The sequence below is a fragment of the Legionella cincinnatiensis genome (genome assembly GCF_900452415.1).
GTDB classification, from domain to species: domain Bacteria; phylum Pseudomonadota; class Gammaproteobacteria; order Legionellales; family Legionellaceae; genus Legionella; species Legionella cincinnatiensis.
The window spans coordinates 3,486,813-3,511,556 of the sequence record NZ_UGNX01000001.1; the positions used below are offsets into that span (position 1 = coordinate 3,486,813).

Here is a 24,744-nt window from a genome sequence, read left to right on the forward strand (position 1 = left end):
AATGATTCTGGGGAAAGGGAGCATACATCAGTATATGAGGCTTTCGAAGGATCATCTTCGCGCAAGATTTGCCAAATGCAACCTTTCAGTGCATCAGGCATGAACGCTTACTATTTCACATTGAGATTCACTTTATTAATTACTCATTGCATTATCATTTTAATCGTCTGATTTTTTTCGGAATATTCTCAAAATAAGGCCGATAATAATTAAGGCAAGAAACAAAATTAGCACGTATAAAACCACATGTGAAGTAACCTGAGTTACCTTTTTCATGGTTGCTTCAGATTCTGTTTGGCTTTGAATGTCTTCGGGTGACAAACTAGTAAAGCTTCCATTTTGAAATGATACTGCAAGATCCCCTGAAAGTGATTCTCGTTTAAACCCATTATCCAAAAGACGCACGGCAAAATTCAGATCCGCGGGGGAATAACCATAAAGGATCATCTGATGTATGTTTGAATCTGCTTCCTCTCCCCAAATCCTTGCAAAACCTATTCCCTGACTTTTTAAAAATGCATTTTCAAAAACAGATTTATCTATATCAGTAAGCACTGGATCTTTAGTATTTTTCAAAGAAACCAGGAAGTTCTTGAACAGTTTTTTCAGATGCTCAATAAATAATGAATGACTCTTTGCGGTTGTAAAAAACAGAGTATTGTAAGAAGCGATCTTTGATTTTTCAAATTTGGAGTGATTTAGCAGTGCAAGGGAAGTATTATTTTTCAAATTGGATGAAAAATTTATTAAGTTATTGACCAATTTTTCATTGTTATAGGCTTCTTCTTCAGAGGGCAGTGATACAAATACATTTCCCGTCATCAAAGAGGGCCAATCTTTGAGTTGCGGCTTATCTAATATATCTTCATCCTCACTGCTGAATTCTAAATTGCTGTTCTGATAAATAATTCCCCAAGCTTGATCCAGATAATCTTTAGAACACCATGAACTGGCTAAAGACAAAACAAAGTTAATTGTTAAGTTATTTTTTCCTACAACTAAATTATTGGCCGGAAGTGGAAGTTTCAGAGTTTTAATGTCTTCCGAATCTGGAACCAACTCTACTCCACCAATAGGTACTCCATTTAAGTTAACACTCAGACTAGACAATTTTATTTTTTCAAGAAATGGACTATGGCTATATACAAGATTTAATGAGTTATTTTTTCCAAAAAACTGGGCTGGAAGATTAAATTGGTAAGATAATGCATTTTGCCCTACTCCAAAAACCATATTATCCTTATAACCTAAATCTTGAAAAGTAATTGCAGATCGATTTTCAAAATTCTCAGGGAGATCTATTTTATTCTTAACCAAAAAAAATGATGGTTCATTTACCATCTTTTGCATCAAACCAGAACGGAGTGTACGGATGGTGTTATTTAAGCCCTCTGTAGAATTTGAAGAAATAACTAATAGTGGTTGTTGTTGATATTGAGTTAACCAGATAAAACCACTATTTTCTGGCAACACACTTCCATCTAAATTCACCCATTGTTGATTTTTTAATCGTAATAAACTAGGTTGTCCAATAGTCGTAAAATTCACATTATCGGCTGTAGCAGCAAGTACGGCAGGATGTGTAAGTGTTTTTTGCCCCAGCTCGTTTATATGTATTAAATCAAAGCTCACTCCACGCCAACTCGCTTTTTGGGCAAGGATATTTGCAAAATCAAAATAAGGAAAGAATGACGTATCAGTCAAGTGATTTGGCAATACCAGAGTAACTACATCTTGGTATGGAGCATCTAGGTGGATAAAAGGTTGGGGGAAATTGAGTAGCGCAGGCTGCCAATCTGATTTCATATAATGATAGACAATGTCTGAGTTTCCCGAAATTGCAACCCAGTTTCCTTTATTTTCAGTATCTTGACAGATTTTATCACCTATTTTAAACCATCCATTCAAATTAATTGTAGTTACTTTAGGCGAAATATATTCTTTAGGTATAGTTACATTCCAGTGAATCGGTTGCTGTTTATCTTTAGTGAGAAATATAGAATCAATGGGAACATCACCCACACTCATAGTTAAAGTTGAGGTATTTTCAAGTAAAGGAGAGTATTGTAGTATTAAATTTAAATCAAGGTTGTTCACTTGCCAGCTTTTAGGAATAGGTATATAAAAATTAAAAGATGGCCTGTTACCCTGCATCACTACTGTTTCAACTTTTATAAGCTTATTGAGTTTAAAGTTTCTTGTGTTACTTGTAGCTACAGGAGAAGTTGGATTTTCAGCTGATATAGCATTATGTAATGCTAATAGCCATGAAAGCAAAAAAAAGCTAATTGTATATAAAATCGTCTTAGAACCAATCAAGCTGAAAAAATGACGAGCATTACTATCCCTATTTCGTTTTCGCATATTTCTAATGTTCATTGTTATTTCCTATAATTTGATACTGTATCAGAAGATCTTCTGCTTTTGAATCTCATCAAAATTTGTAACTCTATAAATTTAAATTAATTATATTGTATCTGTGTTAATATAAGAGCAAAAGCCTAGCTCGCAGAGGGGCTACTCTATGACGGATCTCATTTCGAAATTGTTTATCTGGTATATCTTCCAGGCCAATAGAAACTATTCCTTCATCAATACTGATTAGCAAACAATGGTGGTCAAGTAACCAATAATAGTTTTCTGTAGGGATCGCTGCTAATTGGTTCTGATGCAGTACTGGCAAATTCTTCTTTCGCACAAGTTGCATGTTGTATTGCAAGGCAAGAACTGACAAAAGTGTTTCTTCATCAATATCTTTATTTTTAATAAGAATTTTCCCAATTTTTTCACCTGTTTCTTTCTGTTGCTTTAACGCATGAACTAAGCGTTCAGTTTTTATTTGATGTTTTTCTATCAATAAATCTCCCACATGAAGCTCATACTGAGCGAGTAAATCTGGTCCTGGGAAAAAATTATCTGTTTTATCCCATTTGGGTACGACTTTAGGTTTGTGCTTAATAAAAAACTGACTATAAGCTCTTATAAGAACATGCGCATAAAGAATATTGGAATAAATGGTACGAAATGGGCAAGTTAGCGCTGGTAGCAATCCATAAACTCGATAAACTCCAATTACGCGCTGCAAAATTCGGTCAATCATAAAAAAAGTATCTGCCACAATCAAATACCATACCCAAGGATTCAAATGCAACATCATTTCCAGAGTCAAATAACCGGGAACAAAAAGGGAGTAAATATAGAAAATAAACCAGAAAATAAATAATACATATCCACACATGTTAACAATATGCGAAATAGTCGCTTTTCTATCATGAAATAGAGTGTACTTTATCGCAAAACTTCCAGGCCATCCTGAATAATACCATTCCTGAAAAGCAATACCGATAGTCCAGCGTGTTCGCTGACGCACAGAAGCAGAATATTCCATGACGCGTAATGAGCGAGTGGCAACCAACATTTTTTTTGTGCGATAGACCGTTTTTCCCCAAAAAAGCAATGAAGGTTTCGAAACAATACGTTTGACCCAAAAAGTCATAAAGATAGTGTTTAACCGGTGTACTTTTAATTTAAGTGCACAACTATAATCTTCTGTTAAACTAAACAAGGAAAAGGGTTCACCATTATTATGAAGTGCAAGTGTTTCTAAAGCCTTACGTGAAAAACCGGTTCCTACACCTGCCGATGGAATAAATCCATGAAGTAACTCCCTAACCACAAGGTCTTTGGTATGGATTTCTGCAAACTCATCATTATATGTCCAGTGAGTTATGTATTTCATCGAAATAGGCAAAGGAACAACAGGTAGTTGGACCATATCTTTACGAGGTATAACATAGTTGTATAATTTGAAAGATAAAGGATCTATGACATCTTCTGTGTCATGCATTACAAAGATTTCATATTTTATATTTAATTCTTGTTCACGATTCTGGATATATTTATACATGGAATTTAAATTTTTTGCTTTGGTCGTAGGCCCTGGCAAAGGTGAAAAAACACAAAAAATGTTAGGAAATATATCCTGCACTTCTCTAATTACTGCGACTGTATCTGGATCGTTGGAATATACACCTATAAATATATCGTAGTTTTCATATTTGATTTCATCAAGGTTATATCTCAGCATATTGGCAATCGCAGGTTCGTGCCAACAAGCAATCATAAGCGCAATTCTTTGTTCAGGAACTTCAAACAACTGTTTTAAATTCAATGGCGTATATTTTTTCATTTTTAATCTGCGCCAGGGAAAATAAATCCAGTATACTAAATCAATAAAAAAATCATCTAATCCCGAGATGAAAAAGAAAACAGCCGCAAACATGAGAAAATACCACATCCAGAAAAAAAGAAGATCCATTTTCCCTCCGTCCTCGCGCTATTTAACTATTTAATAAAAGTTTGGATTGATTCCTTTAATATTACAAGGGAGGACCTCTATTTTTAACAAATCTAGTAGATCGTCAATCGTATGGGGCCCCTGAAATTTGTAATAGTGAGCGGAAAAACCGTTATATTTCTCCAAATTTCTCGGCACGAACAAATCCTATTCCCACATCAATGATTTTTTAAACGGCCATCTATAGAGCTACCCTATATCCCATCAGGATTTCTTATTACTCACCATTTTTCGCTTCAATATACCTGCCATAGCAAGTAATTAATTTATCTTCAAAGCTAAAATCGATAATACATTTCAAACATAGCTACATTGGAAGCATAGCTTGATCCATAGGGGTTTATTTCAGGACCATTTACTTTTATATATTGGCCAAATCTTCTTTCAAGACGAAATGCAACCGGCCAAGTATTATTAGGAACGATCGCGATCCCTGGTCCGTATTCAACCAGGTTATTGTAAAAATATTTATTCGTATCAACGATAAGAAATCCTCTAGCATACGCGATAAGACTCATATTGCGATATTGCATGACTCGATATCCTTTTCGAATACGCCCGTAGGTAATCCAATCATTTCGGTATCTGGAAAACCAGGAAGAATCACCATAAAAATCATCTGCTTGGGAAAAAGGAAACACTATGCGCTCAGCATAACTAGGTAGCGGCCCCCAGTAATACCATGATAAGACACCGCCCCGCCTATCATCTCGCCAACGATCCCTGTTCCTATATATAAGATCGTAGGCCATTCCTGCTTCAAAATAAAATATAAGGGGAATTTTTGTATTAGTGTAATATCGAATTCCAGCACCGTTCAAAATATAATTGTCATCATAAATACTAGGTAGCTGGCCATTACCCCCACTTCGTGAGCGACTATCTTTATTTGTGTAATTATTATAATAGACCTCAATTTGATTTCGTTTACCAAAGCTCCGTCCCACACGTAAGTGTTCAGGAATTACAAACAGAGAAAATCGGCTATATTCAAAAGGCGCAGACCAAATATCGGCAAACCAAGGCGGATTGAAAAACTGGAACCGTTGACTACCTAAATTAATCATAGCCTTATAGCTTTTATCTCTGATATCAGAGTCATGAGAGGGAAACGCTTTTTTGAACCATAAAAAAGCATCTCGCTTTTTTCCTAAGTCATCAAATAAATAACCAATTTGTAATGCTAGATCATAGCTTTCAGGTTGCAACTCCCAAGCCTTGATAAGATAACTTACGGCCTGTGCATTATTTTTTTCGCGAATCATTAAGAAACCCATTTCCCGGAGGGCACGATAATCATTAGGATAGTGTTTTAGAACCTGTTCCAGGATTTTTTGGGCTTGTTGTGGATGTTCTTTTTGTAGCGCATAATAATTATTCATTAAATGGTCATAAAGGGATAGTGGAGTTTTTTTATTTTCATTTCTTATTGTTAACATTCGTAAGCCAGTGCGTGCTTTATTGATAACGGCTGGATTGGAGGATTTTAATGCTAAACTAAAAAATTCTTGCGCTTTTTTATTTTCTTTCAATAAAGAATATACGTAAGCTCCTTGCAAGGTAATATCCCAATTATGACTATCGATCTCGTGGGCTTTGAGAATGTAAGGGAGTGCTTTTTCTGGTTGGTGCTCCTTAAGAAAAAAATAACCCATTTCCATCTGTAAGGTTGCATTTTCAGGCTGCCTCTTAATAATTTCTGATAGAATCTTTACTGCTTCTTTTGTTCTTCGTTCTCTTAAAATGTAATAGATGTCTTCGGGCGTTAACCTATCAGGTAATTGTGTGGAAACAATACCTTTTTCCAGCATATCCAATAAGTTTTTAGCCTGATTTTTAATCTTATCATCTGAGGACTTAGCGCCTTGCAAGAGCCAATATTCAGCTTGAGGGAGATTTCCGGAACGTAACCAAGCCTCTCCAAGAAGGCTCAAAAGCTCGTCATCATGCTTAATGGACCACGCTTTGGAAAAAAAAACAATGGCATCTTTATAATCATTTTCCCGCAATTTTTGGATCCCTTTTTCTCGAATCATTAATACATTGTTTGGATACAACGAAAGAATATGGTCAAGAAATATTTTTGCCTGTTTAGGATTAAACTTTAATAGCACATGGTAAGTGTGAGCTTGAGTCTGATCCGTGGTAACGGGAATATTGCTATTGATGCCCATATTTCTTACTACTGTTTTCGCGGCAGTAGAGATTGTTGCTAATTGATTTTCAGGAGACATTCCAGATTTTTTTTTGGCGTAGCGATCTAAAATATCCTGAGCTTTAATACCGTTTATTCCTTTATTGGTTGCAGCAACTTCACGAAAATATTTAAGTGCCTCTTCATATTGATGGAGTGAATTTAACGTATAGCCTATTTGCATTGTATAATCAGAATTTTCGGGATTAATCCGATGTGCAGCTTTTAAATAAACTAGAGCCTTTTGGTAATTTTCTTCCTGCAACAACAAATACCCAAGTTCAGATTGTATCAGCTCGTTGTCTGGAAATTTTTGCGCTGCTTGCAACAAAATCATCCTTGCCGATGAAGGATCTTTTAGCCTTAATGAATAATAATCGGTAAGAAGGGTATTAGCATTTGATTCATTAGTAGATGATGCATGCAAATATCCAACATGCAATATAAATACAAAAGGCCCCACAAGGAGCAGCAATATAATAGCATTTCGTAAAAAAACCAACCATGAAATGAAAAACTTCATCAATATTGAGAATCCATTTTAGCTTTAATATTTACTATAATTACATTCGATAGTTGTTTACAATAATTTTTTGTATTTTATGTTTACGTCAAGGTAATTATAATGAGAAAAAAAAATATTGTCTGTATTTGTGGAACACGGCCTGAAGTTATTAAATTTGTTTCTATTGTACGAGCGCTGGAAAAAACTGATTGGGCCAATGTTATTTTAGTCTCTACAGGCCAGCATCGTGAAATGCTCGATCAGAAATTAGGTTATTTTGGTTTAAAACCAAAACGCGACTTGAATCTGATGCAACCTAATCAGCAACTTGCCCAATTGACCGCGCGATTAATCGCTGCAATTGATGAAGCTCTAAAAGAAGAAGCTGTTGATTTAATTCTGGTACAGGGAGATACAAGCACGACTTTAGCCGCAGCTATGGTTGCTTTTTTCAACAAAATCCCATTAGGTTATATTGAATCGGGGTTACGTTCAGGGGACATTTTTCATCCATTTCCTGAAGAAATAAATCGTATTCTTATATGTCGTCTTGCCACACTTAATTTCGCTGCCACCGAGAAAGCGAAACAAAATCTTTTAGCAGAGGGCATTCGTGCTGATTCTATCTATGTTACAGGAAATACGAGTATTGACATCCTATTAGAAGAGGCCCAAAAGCCAATTACTGTAAAGATCCCAATAGATTCGGGCAAAAAATTGATTTTTGTTACGACCCATCGACGAGAAAACTTTGGAGAGCCCCTAGTACATATTTGCCAAGGAATACGTAAGTTTGTTGACCTAAATAATACAGTTCAGGTAGTTATCCCAGTTCACAAGAACCCGAATGTTTATGAAGTGATACACAGAATTTTAGGCAATCATCCACAGGTACTGCTCACAGATCCTCTTGACTATGATCAGCAGGTTGCTTTGATGAAAGCCAGTTACTTTATTATGACTGATTCAGGTGGTATTCAAGAAGAGGCTCCAACATTTGGTAAACCTCTTTTGATATTACGGGAAAATACTGATAGGCCGGAGGGTATTGAAGAAGGTGTCGCTCAAATCATTGGTACGTCAACAGATTCTGTTTTTAATGCGGCATGCACGTTGTTGCAAAACCGTGCATTATGGGAAAAAATGGCTCGGAAAACAATGCCTTATGGTGATGGCCATGCCGCTGAAAGAATTCTCGAAATTATTAGAAACTGGTTTACCATATCTCACTAATTCACCTATTTTATGAAGAAGGATGCACGAACACAGAATTTTTAGAACAGTTGATGTCACTTTCGTAATATATAGATTATTTCTCATCATGGCATTCATAATAACAAGTAATTTCCACGTACATAGTTAAACAGTCATTTTCACTTCTCTAGTAAAACATGACTTTGGGAGAGTCATGAGCTTTTATTTATATTTCACCTCAAATGTTCGAAAATCAATATAACTGATACTATTTGACACTTATTATTGTGATTAGACCAACCTTAATATATTAGAAATATGGACAAATATGTAAACCTATTACTTACAATATTCGATGTGCTATTCACTCTGTCTTTCGATATTCTTAAAGATATTGGTTGAGAATTGTAGTTTTTTAACTTGTGTCCTATTCTTAATATCATAGAACATCACTTAATTTAAAGACATGCAAATCACCTACTTAGGGCATGCTGGTTTTTGTTTGGAAACTAACTCTACAGTAATCATTATGGATCCCTGGCTATCGCCACATGGGGCTTTTGATGCTGCCTGGTTTCAATACCCTAAAAATCATCATATGGCAGAACATGTAAGAAAGATATTAAATACTAATAAGAAAGATAAGTATCTTTATATTAGCCATGAGCACAAAGATCATTTTGACATAGAGTTTTTGGAATCTATTGAAAACCGTGATTTTACGCTTATTCTAGCTGATTTTTATCATCCAGTAGTTAAAAATAATTTAATAAAACGCCATTACCAATGCAAAGAAATTATTAATCTAAAGGATAGCGAATCGTTTTATTTCAAAGATGGATTTTTAACATTATTCATATTAGATGTAGAACTTGATTGTGACTCAGCAATCCTTGTAAAAACAGATTCAGGAAGTTTCCTTAATCTAAATGATTGTAAAATTCATGAAAGATTGGCGATGATAGATAAAAATTACGGCCCAATAGATATTTTAGCAGGTCAATTTTCTGGAGCGGTTTGGCATCCAACTTGCTTTCAAATGGATCAAGAAAAATATTCAATTATTTGCAAGAACAAAACATTACGAAAATTTGAATATATTGCCAAATCTATTGAAACAATGAAGCCTTTAATGTACTTACCTTCGTCTGGACCTCCCTGCTTTTTAGACCCGCTCTTATTTTCAATTAATAATCAGGAAATAAATACATATCCGCGAGCAAGGCAATTAATTGAGTATCTAGATATGCATTTTCTTGATAAGCAAATCCAAACGCAGTGGCCCGAACTTATGCCAGGAGATGTTCTTGATACCCAAAATTTAAAATTCACTTATCTATCTCCTATCAGAATAGATGATAAAGACTTCAAAGAGTATGTTTATGCTTATGCGAAACAGTTTGAAAATTTTTTTAAACAACGCCAAATTGAAAACTCAAAAATTAATCCGCAACAAGTTTTTATTCAATTAGGAATTGAATTAAAAAAAAGATTGGAAAAAATGGAGCCAGTTAGAAAATATTTATCAACTTTTTTATATTTCTCTCTTGAGGAATATAAAAAAGAAATATATTGTGTCGATTTTCAAGAGGGCACAGTAAATATAACCAATGAAGTTGATCGAGCTAAAGATTTTTTTTGGATTACTACTCCTGCCTGGCAAATTAACAAAGTATTTAATAAGGAAATCAGTTGGCCTGATTTTGCTCTCACTTTTCGCCTCCTCATAGAAAGAGTACCTGATATTTACAATACTCTCGTGCATGGATTTACAACCCTAGAAACTGAAAGCTTGGAGCGCTTTTGCCAAGTGTTCTTAAATATTCTATCAAAGAATGAACGCATTAAAATCAATTACAAAGGTAAAACTTATTCTGTTTTAAGATATTGTCCTCATCAAGGCGGCGATTTGTCAAAAGGTTGGATTGAGGACTGTTTTTTAATATGTCCTAGGCATCAATGGAAATTTGATCTTGAAAATCATGGTAAATGTAGATACAATAACGCCAGTATCGATGCAGTTTGTCTAAATGATGTTAATAACAAGAAAAAAGAAAATTAACCTATGCATGTAAAGTCAAGTTATTGTTTGGGAATATAAAAATTGACTATTCCCACGCCCCATATTTAATTTCATTTCCGCAATGTAGAATCAAGAGCAATCTCGTCAATAGTTGAACAAACGTTTTTATGTAAAGGTTCATCAAATAATTATATAAAATTTAATAAATTCTGTGAAAATCACAATGGTCGGATTTGTTTTTCATTGACAGTTGGTCAGCCACAATTTATGTTAATAAATTATTGACCCATTTTATTATGATAAAACAATGACGACAAAAAAAATTATATGTGTCATTGGGACTCGCCCAGAAGCCATAAAAATGGCTCCCGTGATAATGGCTCTTAAAGAACAAAAATGGGCGAGCATCTATGTCCTAGCTACAGCACAGCATCGTGAAATGTTAGATCAAATGTTGGCACTTTTTAATATTAAACCAAATTTTGATTTAAATATTATGAGGCCAAATCAATCCTTATCCAATCTTACGTCAAAGTTAATGGATGACCTCGATAATATATTACGAGCAGGGGCTTATGATTTGGTACTTGCTCAAGGAGATACTACGAGTACATTTGCCTCTGCTTTAGCAGCATTTTATTTACATATTCCTTTTTACCATATTGAGGCGGGTCTGCGCTCTGGAAATATCAGACATCCATTCCCGGAGGAAATAAATAGATTGCTCGTAACACAACTCGCAGCTCTCCATTTCGCGCCAACATTAAGCAATAAAAATAATTTAATGGCGGCAGGTATATCAGAAAACTCCATATATGTCACAGGAAATACTGTGATTGATGCTCTGCGTTATATATCGAAACAACCAATTCAGAATAATCTACATTTTGATAAGGACAAACGCTTAATTCTTGTAACTAGCCATAGACGGGAAAATTTTGGGAAACCTTTTCAGGAGATTTGCACTGCTTTACGAAAATTGGCAGCTGAATTTGATGATATAGAGTTTTTATTTCCAGTCCATCCAAATCCCAATGTTACAAAAATTGCATATCAAGAACTGGGTGAGATACCACAAATCCACCTAACACGTCCCCTGGATTATAATATTTTTGTTCATGTTCTTAATCAATCCTATCTCGTTTTGACAGATTCTGGAGGAATACAAGAAGAGGCACCTGCTCTGGGTAAACCCGTATTAATCTTAAGAGAAACAACCGAACGCACGGAAATTATAGAGGCTGGTGTAGGGAAACTTGTGCCTCTAAATGCAGATGACATATTCAGCTATACCGCAGAATTGCTGAGATCTAAAGAGAAATATAATAATATGGTAAAAACTATATTGCCTTATGGAGATGGAACTGCCGCACAAAAAATTGTAAACGTAATCAAGGACGTCTACTTTTTATAAAACGCCAAATTACAAAAGCTAAAATAGTTAACCCGATCCCTGCTAAGCTGTAAATAATAACATTAAGTGTTAATCGATTCGCTTTTTCCATCGCAATTTCTGTGTTTACAGTGTCTTGTATTTCTTGGGGTGATAAATTGGTATAGCTGCCATTTTGGAAAGAGACAGCCAGAGTGCCTGACAAAGAATCCCGCTTATAATTATCATTTAATAAATTCAAAGCTAATTTTAATTCATCTTCTGTATATCCAAAGATATTAAGTAAAGCAAATTGATTATATGAGCCCAACGGACTTATGTTAACAAAGCCAATATCTTGTCTTTTATCGAAAGCATTCCCAAAAATATTTTTATCAATTCCTTTTAAAGTATTATTGGAAGTGATGCTAAGATTATGTATTAATTTATTAATATTTTGCCTAAATGAAATCATAAACTCTGAATCATTCTTCCCTATACTTAAATAAACTAAATTATGCTGCACTGAATCCTTTGGAAGAGATTGATTGTCCATTACCTTAAGAAATGAACTATTATTTAAGGTTGTCGCAAAATGGATTAACTCTTGCAGCAATTGCTTATTCTGGTAAGTTGTAGTGCTATTATTAGGTAAGCCAACAAAAACTAAACCATTCATTAAAGTTGGGTAGGATTTAATTTGATTACTTTCGGGGGCCTTGGATTGATGAAATTCAAGATAACTATCATTATACACAGTTGCCCAAGCCTCATTCAAATAATCTCGCGTGCAGTATTCTTCTGGCAAAATCATATTGAAGGTTATAATCAATGCATTATTGCCTAAATGTAATAATTTTGGTGGTAAATTAAGTTCGAGCGTAACTTTTTGTGCTGAATCCGTTTTAAGTAACGCCCCATCAACTGGATAACCATTAAGACTTATTGTTAACGTGGAAGCTTTATTCTGTTGTAAAAATGGGCTAAAGCTGTAATCTACAAATAATGTGACAGAGTTATTTGAAAATTGATCCGGTAAATTAAACTGATAATTTAACTGATTTTGTCCTGATCCAAAAACAGTATTGTCATTATAGCCCAAATCTTTAAAAGTTATGTGTAACTTTTTTGGGGACTCGCTTATTGGTTGATCTATATCTGTTGGCGTCGCAATAAAAAAGGAAGGATTAGTTGCATTAAAATTCATTACATTGGAGTTAATCGAATTAATTGCTGTTGCGATTCCTTGTTGAGTATTCGCCGAAATAACCAAGACGGGTTGTTGCTTGTTCGGATAAATCCATATAAAACCAGAGTCATCGCTCAAACGGGTTCCATTTTGCATCCATTGATTATGTTCCAAATGAATTCCGTTTGGAAATTTAAGTGAAGAAAAATCAATAAGATCTGGGGTGCTCACAATAATAACGGGATTAGAAGAAGAAATATGTCCAACATCATTTGTGAGAATTGTCTCGAAATCAATACCACGCCAACTGGCTCTTTTGCTAAGAATATTCGCCAAGTTAAAATATGGTGCAAAATCGTTAGCAGTCATCTTATCAGGCATAACAAAAGCGATTTTATCAACAAAAGGCGCATCATTATGAATAAAAGGATAGGGAAAATCGGATAGTTTCAAATTTTCGGATCGATTTTGATAATGGTAAGTAACACTTGAATTTCCAACCAGAGTTATCCAATTACCGGGATTTTCAACATCGCTACAGACATCATCACTAATTTTCATATATCCAATGAGACGAACAGTTGTTATTTTTTTTTGAATAAGTGCTTTGGGAATTGAAACGCGCCATAAAATAGGTTGAGAAACTGCTTTATCTAATTTTATCGAATCAATGGGAAGATCACCTACCATTAAAGTGAGCGAAGAAGAGTTGAGTAAAAGAGGGGAAAATTGAATAATCAGATTTAAATCAATATTAAGAACCTCCCATTGAGAGGGTATTGGTATATAAAAAGTATAGGATGGTTTTCGTCCCTCCAAAATACCCGTATTAATTTTTGATATTTGATTCAATGTATACGTTTGTTGAATCAGAGAGTCAGTAGATGATAATAATGTTGAAGCGTTCAGAGTTGTAAAAAATGCCCACATCAATAAAAACCAAGTGGCTCTATACAGTATTATCACTAGAATATCCTTATTTTTCTTGATACTTTAATACTAATATAAAAAAACAGAGCGATGCAAATGAATCGGAGGAGAATAATTTGGACTATCCTATTCATTTTAATTATTTTTTATCTACTCATTCATTCTGCAATGAAAAATATTCATTCAGTCAAAAGAGATATTCCAACGTTACTTAATTTCTATTATACCCATAAAAATACAGAACCCCTAAAAGCAAAAGAGGCGTTAGATCTCATTTTGCAACAAGATCCAAACAACCCAGTTGCAATTGGAGCTAAAACAAACTGGTTTCTTCAGAAAGGCGATACTCATTCTGCTTTGAATTTTCTACAGGAAAATCATTTACTCTATCCCAAAAACCAAACCATTACTTATGAATTAGCAAAAATTTACATCCTATTGAATCAATATAAAAATGCAAAACCCCTCTTGACCTCACTCATGTTGGCGACTGATAAAATAAAACAAAAAGAAGCGCAAGTGCTTTATCAATCTATATTCCCCGAAGAGCATATTAGCCCAGTACAAGAAAATCTTTCCTCCTTTATTGAGCCAGTTCATTTTCATCATAAATTGGATTTTACTGCATTGTATCAAAGAGTTGATGAAATTATGAATCTACAGCCTGAGTCTGCACGTAATTATTTGCAACATATCCTTTTAATTGATCCCAATAATTCAGAGGCGTACTCAAAACTTGGATACCTTGAATTAATGCAAAAAAATAATGAAAGCGCCCTGTTCTATTTAGTCAAAGCATTTTCAATTAAGCCAAATTCCACTCTTGCGGTCCAAATAGCTTATTTGTTTGCACAGAAAAAAGATAAGAAGCAAGCTGTATTTTTCTTTACCTATGGTCTCACTTATGGAAACGCACAGTTAAAAAAACAATCTCAACAAGCACTTAGTTATTTAGAAAAAGAACAACAAATAGCCCAAAACTCAACACCCCCCCAAAATTTAAGCCCAGAAGAAATACTTTGGAATCGTTTTTATCAAAATAGGAAAATTAATCCAAGTCTTGCTTCGAAAACCATCTTTATCTTATTGTCCATGCATCCAAAAGATATAAGAACTATTAAAGAAGCAGCATACTTTGAAATGGCACAAAAAAATACAACTCAAGCTATTGAACTGTGGAAAAGAGCGTACGCTCTAGATCATAATCCAGCGTCAGCATTAAGTATCGGATATCTGTACGATGAGCAAAATAATAAATATTTTGCATTCCGATATTTTAATTATGCGTCGAAAACGTCGAATATGGAGGTCAAAACCAAAGCAGAGCTTGCAAAAACTGGATTAGCAGGTAGCCAATTTAAAATCTTACCTAATCCTTATTTTGCAGAATTTTATACTTTTCCCTTTTATTATAGCCGCTTTGATTTGGGTGTCTTACCCATAATTTCGCGATTAGGTAAGACCATAAAACAAATAAATACTGATTTATATTTTTCATATCGTAGAACAAAAGACAATCGCTCTGGAACGTTACAAGGGCTACTTATCCAAAACTCGATCCCCCAGATTTTTGAAGACAATGCAGCTATTTATTCAGCAGGTATTCGTAAATTTCCTTGGCCGAAAATACCTGTATTAGCATTCCTTGAAATAGGTGGAGCCGAAGATTTAGTTTATAAATTTCGGCCAAGATGGCGCAAAGATGTTCGTGGCGGGCTTGTTTACTATAATGCTTGGGGAGTTAAACCGACTTATACTAATAAGCTTACATTGCCACTTAAGTGGATCATTACACTCTATTCCGATATGATTTATTACTCACGATACAATGACAACATCATCAGCACATCTTGGTTTAGGCCTGGTTTCAGAGTTGCTACTTACCATAGCTCTTCACTGGATCTTTATATGGCTAATTATTTAATTCTGGATAAAAATCATGAGTTTTATAATAATATCTATTCTCTAGGCCCCGGCATTGCTTTGCAGCCAAATAATCGTATCAATGTTGTTTTTCGTTTCGAAGCATTGCAAGGATACTATATTCCTGTAAATAGCCCTACCCCAAATCCTTATAAATCCCATTACTGGAATAATCTTGCTATGCTAGAAATATATTTTCGTTTTTAATGACAATTGATTAAGGACATATCTGGTGCCCAATGAACTAATTTTATTTTTTTATTACATTATGTGGTATTTTCTCATCGCCTTAACTTTTATGTTCATTATATCAGGCTTAGATGATTTCTTTATAGATCTTTACTTTTGGATAAGATACATCTTTCGTTTATGGAAAACACGCCATTATGAACCATTAACTTATCAAAAAATGGCAGAAAAAGAAGAGCAGCTCATAGCCATATTAGTACCTTGCTGGCATGAAGCAGGGGTAATTGGCACTATGCTAAGACACAACTGCTATTCTATTGATTATACAAACTATTATATTTTTGTCGGCGTGTATCCAAACGATCCTACAACAATTGAGGAGGTAGAAGAAGTTGCTCGAGAAATAATGCATGTTCAATGTGTTATTGGAGAAACTCCTGGTCCAACCAATAAAGCAGCTAATTTAAACAGTATTTACCTGTATACGAAAAAATTTGAACAAACAATCAACAAAAAATTTGATATTTTTGTGTTTCATGATTCAGAAGATATTATTCATCCTTTATCTTTTAAACTTTATAACTACTTGTGTCCTAAAAAAGATATGATCCAAATTCCAATCTTTCCTTTAAAAGTAAATTTATGGAATTTTACTCATTGGATGTACGCTGACGAATTTTCAGAAAATCATACTAAAGATATTATTGTTCGGGAATCTATTGGAGGACATGTTCCCTCTGCCGGCGTGGGAACTGCTTTTTCAAGAAAAACATTACAATTACTTGAAAACCCTAAAACAAGAGTTCCTTTTTCAACAGAGTCGCTCACGGAAGATTATCATACCTCTCTTGAAATTCGATTAAAAAAATTAAAATCCATCTTTGCTGCTCAGAAAGTAACTTATAAAAAATGGCAACCTCGGGGAATTTTTCGTTCAGGCTATATTCAAAAACCAATTCAAGAGTACATTGCAACTCGCGCTTTATTTCCTATGGAGTACACAAAAGCCGTACGACAAAAAACGCGTTGGATAATTGGCATTATTTTTCAAGAATGGAAGCATGAATGGCCTAATGCATGGCCTGTACGATTTACTCTTGCTCATGATAGAAAGGCATTCCTCACCCATTTTGTCAATGGTTTTGGCTATGTGGTCCTTATTTTTTGGATACTTTATTCTCTGTTTACCCTTGAAAATCCAGAGTATCCCTCTTTACAAGAACAATTTAATTTGCACCCATGGGTATGGGCTTTTATTATAGGAGCTACATTTTTAATGTTTGAGCGCGCGCTACAACGAATTATTGCCATTCGCAGGATCTATGGTTGGAGCGCTGCTTTTTTATCAATTCCACGATATTTTTATAATAACCTAATTAACTTCCATGCAATAATACGCGCATACATTATCTATAATTCAACACCTAAAACACAAAAAAGTGCAAAACAACCAACATGGGATAAAACAGATCATCATTTCCCTGGCAGCCACATCTTAACTCCTCATCATTTAAAATTGGGCAGTTTATTAATTTCAGCAGGTCTAATAAATCAACCTCAACTAGAACAAGCAATTATAGAACAGAAAAAAACTGGGGAGCTTCTTGGTGAAACTCTTTGTCGCATGAAAATAATTAATCGCCAACAATTGATGGCGATTCTAGCAGATCAATTCAAATTAAAACTATTCCCTCAAAGCAAACTTGAAAACGCTAAAAATTCATGTTACTCATTACTGCCCAAAAAGATAAACCAGTTTGCTACAAAAAATAATCTCAGTGTTATAGCAATAAATGAAGCAAAATCTGAATTAACAATTAGCCTAGATGATCCCACTAATGAATATTTAATCGAACAAATTATTAATCGAGTTAGCCCTTATACAGTTATTTTTGTTCTTACTGATCCTGATTCATAGAAATGCTGCAGCGCTCTAGTCAGGAATTGTAAGAGACATATCAAGTAAATTTGCGTATCCATTTTTTATAGGCATTTGATCTATTAATGATTTTTTCTTTTTAGTTTAAGCCAATAATTAACTCTACAAATTGTTATCGTCAATTAGATCCATTGTGCAGAAGTATCAATAGATAACAATTAGGTTCAATTTAAATGTTCAGTATAGACAACAACCTGATTTTTCCCATTTTGCTTTGCTTTATATAATGCTTGATCTGCATAATTGACAATATCATTAAAATCATAACTATGATTCAAACTCGAAATTCCAAGGCTAATTGTTACATAGACTTTTTGATCATTTATTGCAAAAGCATACTTAGAAAATTGAAGACGTAAGTTATTACAAATTTTTTGACTGTTTTCAAGATTAGCGCCTGGCAATATTAGCACAAACTCCTCTCCACCATACCGTCCAATAATATCTTGATTACGCAAACTCATCATCAACATAGAAGCAAGTTTTTTAATCACCACATCACCAAAAGGATGGCCATAAGTATCATTAATTAATTTAAAATTATCAATATCAATCATCACGAAAGAAAGCGATGACTGCTGCTGTTTTGCTCGGGTAATTTCAATATTTAAACGATTTAAAACACTGGAATGATTTAACAAACCAGTCAAACTATCTGTGGTCATATAATAATTTAAAATACTCGCCCGATTGGATCGCGATCTTACTGCAGAAACTAAATCTTGTGGTGAAACAGGTTTGGTCAAAAAGTCATCCCCACCTAAACTAATTGCTGCTAATTTCTTGTTTTTATCATCTTCTGTAGATAGAAAAATAATGGGAATTTTCGTGTATCGCCTATCTTTTCGAAGTAAGGTTGCCAGCTCCAAACCTGAGCACTCAGGCATATAAATGTCCATCAAAATTAAATCAGGCTGGAATGTTTCAAGCTCTTTTAATAAGTCCAAAGGCTTGGTAATAGCTCGAGTAATCATATCCGCTTGTTTTAAAATCAATGAATAAAATTCCGCTAATGATTGTGAGTCATCCAGAATTAAAATTCGGTATGCTTCATTAATAGGTGAAATACAATTTAAATTGATCTCTTGTATCATATAAGAAACATCAAGCGGTTTTTGAAAAAAAGCAACACAACCAGCACGTATTGCTGTGAGTCGAGGTAATAAATCCGCATTAGGAACAATACAAAATAATTGAACGAGCCCTTTCTGATGTTTTCCTACAGTAATTAGATACTCAAGAGCAGATTTATTTAAATAATCAGTATCAATAATAAGCGCAATCGGTTGCTGTTTCTGCATTAAATTCTGGAGTGATGTCATATCTTTTATATGCTGTGTATCATATCCAGCCTGTTGCAAACCAGCTTTTAATTCATTAACTAATGGTATATCTTGTTCCAGAATATAAACTAATTTATTGTCCGCAGATTTTTTTTCAGCAACAAAAACGAGTGATTTCGGTTCATCTTCATGAGCCAAGACGCCTTTTAATTGATTAAAATATGAAGTAATTTTTTCTTGATCTTCCTCTGCTAATTTCCCATTAGCAAGAATATTTTTTAATAATATTTCCATCTGCCGTGCGGTTTTACCCAACTCCAAATAACCATAGGTTCCCGCAGAGCCACATAAGCTATGTATATTACGATGAAACTCTTGAAAACCAGCTAAATCCCATTGCTTAAGCTGAGCGTGCCATTGCAACTCTAAGCTATAAATTCGCTCAGGAAGCTGCTTACGATAAAGCATAAAAAGATCATGTAATTTTTTCTGTATCTTCTCATCCATTATATTTTAACCATGCATCGTTGATTGACATCGCAAGCGTCAAGGGGTCAAAAGGCTTTTTAATAACATCAATTGCGCCTATAGACTTGTATTCTGCTATTTCATCACTTTGTATTTTAGCAGTCATAAATATAGCGGGTATTTCCATAAACTCAGGATTCTTCCGTAATTCAAATAAAGTAGTTGGCCCATCTTGTTCAGGCATCATTACATCTAATAACAGTAAATCAGGAATAAATTCCTTTGCTGCATCAATAACTTCTTTACCGTTAGAACAATACTTTACTGTAAAATCACCAATATCCTCCAAGGCAATTTGTGCAATAGCTCTTATGTCCTCTTCATCTTCCGCATATAAAATCTTTTTAAGTTCTTTAGGCATTTTCTATTCCTTTAATTAGTTAAAGAAGTTTTTTAATAGTATTAAGTAAAATTTCATTCGAAGAATTGGATTTAAGCAACGCTTGACTTACAAATTTGGAATAATCTTTATTTAAATTAGTATCAGAAAATACGAGAACAGGTGCATGATATTTCGATATCGTCGGCAAAATTTCTATTCCATTTCCATCTGGCAATAATAAGTCTAAAATGATCAAATTATATTTATCTTTTTTCAGCATTTCTTTTGCTTCTTTTAAATTATTTGCGGTAGTTACTTTCGCGTGTTTTTCAAGAAGCACTTCTACAATTTCTTGAGTGTCCTTATTATCTTCCACATGTAATATATGAGGCAGCTCTTGAGAATCATTTTTTTGTATTTTATTAATTGCCGTAAGTAACTTAGTAAAATCAATTGGCTTATCTAACCAATCTACTATTGAAACCGCATCTCCATTAGATAACTCTTTTCCTGCCTGAGCAATAACTGAAAGTACTATAACCGGCAAATACATTGTCTTTTGATTTGTACGCAACTCCCTAATGAATGAAATTCCATCTTGATCAGGTAATATTAAATCCAACAAAAGTGCATGATACTCATGATTTTCTAATAGCTTTCGTGCATCTGCAGCAGTAATAGCCACATCAACAATAAAATCAGCAGACTCTAAAAGTAATTTTAGATAATCAGCCTGAGCACTATCATCTTCACAAATCAGCAATCTTTTGCTCGTTTCCGAAGTTAGGGGTTTATTTTCTTCATGGGAAATAAGTGGTTGCTGTACTAGTGGTAAGTCAAAATAGAAAGTCGTTAGATCATTAGGCGTGCTCTCAAAATGTAACACTCCGCCTAACTTTTCAATAATTGTCTTACTAATATTCAACCCCAAACCGGTACCTCCTTTTCCGCGAGTGGTGGAGGAGTCTCCTTGAGAAAATTTTTGAAAAATACGTGATTGAAATTCAGGTGATATGCCCACGCCTCTATTGGAAATGGATACGCGAACTGATGAGTCCACTTGTTTCACTGCAACAGTAACCTTTTCATTTTCATAAGAAAACTTGCATGCATTAGAGATTAGATTTGCTAAAACTTGCATCAAACGACCAGAATCCACTGAGACCAAATATTCTTCATCATTTGATACTAAATCAATGTTGACGCCAAACTTTTCTGCATACATTTTATTAACGTCGACTGACTCTTTCACTATTTGATTTAATTCAAGCACTTTTAATTCAAAATCCATTTTCCCTGCTTCAATTTTTTCAATGTCTAGAATGTCATTAATCAATAAAAGTAAGCGCTCACAATTGTTATTAGCAATCTCAAGCAATTTTTTTACTTTTTCAGGAAATGCCCCCATGATCCCGCTCACTAATAATCCCAGAGAACCACGTATAGAAGTAAGAGGAGTACGCAACTCATGGCTTACTGTAGAAACGAACTCATCTTTTAATTTCTCCGTTTGTTTGAGCTCAGTAATATCATGGATGACAATAACAGCGCCTAAATTGCTCGCTTGTGAGTTAATAATTTTTTGCCCGTCAATTACTACATGGCGTACCCCGTTATCTTTAGTATGCATCATTAATTCAATGCCACGAACAAGCTCCCCATTTAAAGCGCGCTTGAGTGGAAATTCATCGGGACTAATTGGCGTATTATTCATTGTAAAAAGGTTCAAATAATCCAATATATTATGAATATTTTTATTGATTTTGTTTGAGTTAATATACTTTTGAATCGTATGGTTTAATACTGTAATTCGCCCTGCTGCATTACACGCGATAATTCCATCTTCTAAATTATCAAGCATTGCGTTAAGAAATTCTTTCTCATTCTCTATAGCAATAATCATTTTCTTATAATAACCAGATGCGGTGAGTGCAATTGTAAAAATCAAGATACTGAGTCCCGTAATAAAATAGGCTAAGTAACTTGGTTCTATTGCCGAATTTTCATGGGTCATGGCATGTGATAAATTGGGCGTAAAAACAGCAGCAGCCATTCCTGTATAATGCATCCCACAAATAGCTAATCCCATAAGCAAAGAACTTATGATTTTCAAATTAAATTGTCTTTTCCTAGGACCATAATTACTTTGCAACGCCAGCCAAATCGCAGTTTCTGCAGCAGCAATTCCGATGACAATAGAAAGAAAAAACAAACTGGGCCAATAGTGAATGTCCACATGAATCTTCATTCCTTCCATGCCCATATAATGCATAGTGGAGATAGCAAGACCAACAATTAATCCACCTAACGCAAAATGCAAAATAGAATAATCTTTTTTCTGTAAAATAAACAAAGCGAGCGCGGAAGCAAGAACAGCGATAATTAATGAAGCTGCGGTCCAACTTACATCATACTCCATAGGCATAGGCAGAATAAAAGCTAACATGCCAACAAAATGCATCGCCCAAATTCCTGATCCCATAGCAAAAGCACCACCAGCAAGCCAATAAAGCCAAATTTGACTGTTTCTTTCAGAACGAAGACGACCTACAAGATTTAAAGCAACATAAGATGCAAAAACCGCTATGACATAAGACAAAGCAACTAATTTTAAATCATAACGACCAATTATAGCATCAACTGGAATTGGGGTTGTTTGAAACCATTCAGAAAACGTGCTCATTATTACTTCCTGTAATCGCAACCGCTGGAGTTTAAGATACTTAAAGCGTCTGTTCAGATGCTTTATTTATTTAAATTATATAAGATAGAACCAATTTCGGATAGGTACTACCGTCTTGGATAAGATGGTTTCACTATTTCTTCAGTTAATTTCGTGAGTTCTTTAGCATTTTCAGATTCTGCTTTCACTTTTAAAAGCACTTCTTTTATTCGCTGTTGTTTATCGATACACTTTTCCTGGCATTTAGTGGCTTGCTCCACATTTTTAATGGCTTTATCCACACTTTTTACCGCTGCTCTATGCAGGAGTATGGCATCTTTTAAACCTTCATAGGCAAGGTTTGCGTTTGCAGTAGCTGTATTTAACTGACGCTCTTTTTCTTTTATACTGCACCCAGATTCATGATGCTTTTTCTGTAACATGGAGATGTTATTTTTCAACTGTGTAATCGCCTTGTCTTTAATTACCTCGCCTTTTATTACCTTGTCATTAACTATCCTGTCTTTAATTAAGTAATTAGGTGATTGTATTTTTTGTAGAAGTGCCTGCTGCTTTTGTATCTTGTTACCCTCTTGATTATGCGCTGCTACCTCATTTAAAAGGGCTGTACACTGCTTCGCTATTTCGCCCCTAGCCTTTATAAAACACCCTACTATCTCTTTTAATTGTTGCTGTGAGGATTTTAATTCTCCTCGAGCTTCTCTAAGTTTTGTAAGAGCTTCTGGCAAAGACACATTAATTTTGCCAATTTTTTTAAAACAATTTCCAACTGTTTGTATGAATGATTTGAGATCACTCACAAAAACATCCAATCTATTAGTTTTATCTGCTTTTAGATTTGCCGGAATACCACCCTCTTGTTTGGACGCAGTGGGTAAGTCTGTTACATTTCTATTATTTACAGTCCGAGTCTTTAATAACTTAGGTTGTTTAAATTCCTCATCCTGAATCTGAAATCGGCGGCTCCTCTCTTCCAGTTCTTTAATTAACTCATTTAACTTTTGCAATCTTTGTTCAAAGTCTTCCACTTCAGAAATAAGTTTTTTAGGAAAATTAGTCATTATTATCTCAACATTATCAATTACCAGCTCATAATCTATTATTTAGCCATATAGGGCAAATATAATCCAATTGATTCTGTTTATATGTCATATCAAAGCGTTATATATCTCTTTTATAATTTCAAAAGAAGCTCGAGCACTGCGGCTTCGTCGCCGAATTAAGAATCTCGCGTTCTCAATATTTTTAATCTTGTGACTAAGAGACAAACCACAAGCGTTCGGAATAAGCGGACGTAAATTTATTCCGATCCGTTCGGGCTGAGGAAACGCGCAGCGTTGTCTCGAAGCCTTTGTACGAACTTTCAAGTTCTGTGCTAAGGCTTCGAGACGGCGTAAACGCCTCCTCAGCCCGAACGGAGCATGCTAAGGCGCTATATATTTCAAAAGACTATGGCTTCGTCGCCAAATCAAAAATCCCCCGTTCTCAAGATTTTTAATCTTGTGACTAAGAGACAAACCACAAGCGCAAAAAGCAAATACATTCCTGAAATTATCGAGAAATTAACATGAGTTCGGAATAAGCGGACGTAAATTTATTCCGATCCGTTCGGGCTGAGGAAACACGCAGCGTTGGCTCGAAGCCTTTGTACGAACTTTCAAGTTCTGTGCTAAGGCTTCGAGACGGCGTAAACGCCTCCTCAGCCCGAACGGAGCATGCTAAGGCGCTATATATTTCAAAAGACTATGGCTTCGTCGCCAAATCAAAAATCCCCCGTTCTCAAGATTTTTAATCTTGTGACTAAGAGACAAACCACAAGCGCAAAAAGCAAATACATTCCTGAAATTATCGAGAAATTAACATGAGTCATGAGTTCGGAATAAGCAACCGTGAATTTATTCCGATCCGTTCGGGCTGAGGAAACGCGCAGCGTTGTCTCGAAGCCTTTGTACGAACTTTCAAGTTCTGTGCTAAGGCTTCGAGACGGCGTAAACGCCTCCTCAGCCCGAACGGAGCATGCTAAGGCGCTATATATTTCAAAAGACTGTGGCTTCGTCGCCAAATCAAAAATCCCGCGTTCTCAATATTTTTAATCTTGTGACTAAGAGACAAG

At 34.8% G+C, this 24,744-nt stretch carries 13 protein-coding genes; 5 read left to right on the forward strand and 8 right to left on the reverse strand.

Annotated elements, in window-relative coordinates:
- Window positions 1–159 precede the first annotated feature (159 nt).
- From DYH34_RS15405 to DYH34_RS15415, 3 genes are all read right to left on the reverse strand, one after another.
- The gene (locus DYH34_RS15405; RefSeq protein ID WP_058466514.1) at window positions 160–2,379 is read right to left on the reverse strand and encodes a cellulose biosynthesis cyclic di-GMP-binding regulatory protein BcsB; all 2,220 of its coding nucleotides are present in this window, start codon (window positions 2,377–2,379) and stop codon (window positions 160–162) included.
- 103 nt (window positions 2,380–2,482) lie between these two features.
- Complete coding sequence (locus tag DYH34_RS15410) at window positions 2,483–4,318, reverse strand: glycosyltransferase (protein ID WP_058466515.1); 1,836 nt, start codon at window positions 4,316–4,318, stop codon at window positions 2,483–2,485.
- 317 nt (window positions 4,319–4,635) lie between these two features.
- Window positions 4,636–7,074: a tetratricopeptide repeat protein gene (locus DYH34_RS15415; RefSeq protein WP_058466516.1), complete on the reverse strand. Its 2,439-nt coding sequence runs from the start codon at window positions 7,072–7,074 to the stop codon at window positions 4,636–4,638.
- Window positions 7,075–7,176: 102 nt separating this feature from the next.
- Here DYH34_RS15415 and wecB (DYH34_RS15420) point away from each other — a divergent pair, with 102 nt between their 5' ends.
- From wecB (DYH34_RS15420) to wecB (DYH34_RS15430), 3 genes are all read left to right on the forward strand, one after another.
- Window positions 7,177–8,289 (forward strand): non-hydrolyzing UDP-N-acetylglucosamine 2-epimerase, encoded by a 1,113-nt coding sequence (gene wecB, locus DYH34_RS15420; RefSeq protein WP_058466517.1) that lies wholly within the window; start codon window positions 7,177–7,179, stop codon window positions 8,287–8,289.
- A 427-nt stretch (window positions 8,290–8,716) separates the two neighbouring features.
- Entirely contained in the window at window positions 8,717–10,312 is a 1,596-nt protein-coding gene (locus tag DYH34_RS15425; protein ID WP_058466518.1) for a Rieske 2Fe-2S domain-containing protein, read from the forward strand.
- A 268-nt stretch (window positions 10,313–10,580) separates the two neighbouring features.
- Window positions 10,581–11,687 (forward strand): non-hydrolyzing UDP-N-acetylglucosamine 2-epimerase, encoded by a 1,107-nt coding sequence (gene wecB, locus DYH34_RS15430; RefSeq protein WP_058466519.1) that lies wholly within the window; start codon window positions 10,581–10,583, stop codon window positions 11,685–11,687.
- On the opposite strand, the gene DYH34_RS15435 is transcribed toward wecB (DYH34_RS15430), so the two are convergent.
- Complete coding sequence (locus DYH34_RS15435) at window positions 11,665–13,800, reverse strand: cellulose biosynthesis cyclic di-GMP-binding regulatory protein BcsB (RefSeq protein WP_131775195.1); 2,136 nt, start codon at window positions 13,798–13,800, stop codon at window positions 11,665–11,667. The genes wecB (DYH34_RS15430) and DYH34_RS15435 overlap by 23 nt on opposite strands.
- Before the next feature lie 60 nt (window positions 13,801–13,860).
- Here DYH34_RS15435 and DYH34_RS15440 point away from each other — a divergent pair, with 60 nt between their 5' ends.
- The gene (locus DYH34_RS15440; protein ID WP_058466521.1) at window positions 13,861–15,894 is read left to right on the forward strand and encodes a tetratricopeptide repeat protein; all 2,034 of its coding nucleotides are present in this window, start codon (window positions 13,861–13,863) and stop codon (window positions 15,892–15,894) included.
- A gap of 25 nt (window positions 15,895–15,919) precedes the next feature.
- On the forward strand, window positions 15,920–17,794 hold the full coding sequence (locus DYH34_RS15445; protein WP_058466522.1) for a glycosyltransferase: 1,875 nt from the start codon (window positions 15,920–15,922) through the stop codon (window positions 17,792–17,794).
- A gap of 185 nt (window positions 17,795–17,979) precedes the next feature.
- On the opposite strand, the gene DYH34_RS15450 is transcribed toward DYH34_RS15445, so the two are convergent.
- From DYH34_RS15450 to DYH34_RS15465, 4 genes are all read right to left on the reverse strand, one after another.
- Entirely contained in the window at window positions 17,980–19,605 is a 1,626-nt protein-coding gene (locus DYH34_RS15450; protein WP_058466523.1) for a diguanylate cyclase, read from the reverse strand.
- Complete coding sequence (locus DYH34_RS15455) at window positions 19,598–19,987, reverse strand: response regulator (protein ID WP_058466524.1); 390 nt, start codon at window positions 19,985–19,987, stop codon at window positions 19,598–19,600. Before DYH34_RS15455 ends, DYH34_RS15450 begins: the two co-directional genes overlap by 8 nt.
- A 19-nt stretch (window positions 19,988–20,006) precedes the next feature.
- Window positions 20,007–22,631 (reverse strand): MHYT domain-containing protein, encoded by a 2,625-nt coding sequence (locus tag DYH34_RS15460; RefSeq protein ID WP_058466525.1) that lies wholly within the window; start codon window positions 22,629–22,631, stop codon window positions 20,007–20,009.
- Between the two features lie 107 nt (window positions 22,632–22,738).
- Window positions 22,739–23,692 carry a hypothetical protein gene (locus tag DYH34_RS15465; protein WP_058466526.1) on the reverse strand — a complete coding sequence of 318 codons (954 nt, stop codon included), beginning with the start codon at window positions 23,690–23,692 and terminating at the stop codon, window positions 22,739–22,741.
- Between the last annotated feature and the right edge of the window lie 1,052 nt (window positions 23,693–24,744).

What these genes read in the sequence shown, in the direction of transcription:
- DYH34_RS15405 (WP_058466514.1), bottom strand. Translation starts at nt 2,379, where the DNA reads ATGAACATTAGAAATATGCGAAAACGAAATAGGGATAGTAATGCTCGT.
- DYH34_RS15410 (WP_058466515.1), bottom strand. Translation starts at nt 4,318, where the DNA reads ATGGATCTTCTTTTTTTCTGGATGTGGTATTTTCTCATGTTTGCGGCT.
- DYH34_RS15415 (WP_058466516.1), bottom strand. Translation starts at nt 7,074, where the DNA reads ATGAAGTTTTTCATTTCATGGTTGGTTTTTTTACGAAATGCTATTATA.
- wecB (WP_058466517.1), top strand. Translation starts at nt 7,177, where the DNA reads ATGAGAAAAAAAAATATTGTCTGTATTTGTGGAACACGGCCTGAAGTT.
- DYH34_RS15425 (WP_058466518.1), top strand. Translation starts at nt 8,717, where the DNA reads ATGCAAATCACCTACTTAGGGCATGCTGGTTTTTGTTTGGAAACTAAC.
- wecB (WP_058466519.1), top strand. Translation starts at nt 10,581, where the DNA reads ATGACGACAAAAAAAATTATATGTGTCATTGGGACTCGCCCAGAAGCC.
- DYH34_RS15440 (WP_058466521.1), top strand. Translation starts at nt 13,861, where the DNA reads ATGAATCGGAGGAGAATAATTTGGACTATCCTATTCATTTTAATTATT.
- DYH34_RS15450 (WP_058466523.1), bottom strand. Translation starts at nt 19,605, where the DNA reads ATGGATGAGAAGATACAGAAAAAATTACATGATCTTTTTATGCTTTAT.
- DYH34_RS15455 (WP_058466524.1), bottom strand. Translation starts at nt 19,987, where the DNA reads ATGCCTAAAGAACTTAAAAAGATTTTATATGCGGAAGATGAAGAGGAC.
- DYH34_RS15460 (WP_058466525.1), bottom strand. Translation starts at nt 22,631, where the DNA reads ATGAGCACGTTTTCTGAATGGTTTCAAACAACCCCAATTCCAGTTGAT.
- DYH34_RS15465 (WP_058466526.1), bottom strand. Translation starts at nt 23,692, where the DNA reads ATGACTAATTTTCCTAAAAAACTTATTTCTGAAGTGGAAGACTTTGAA.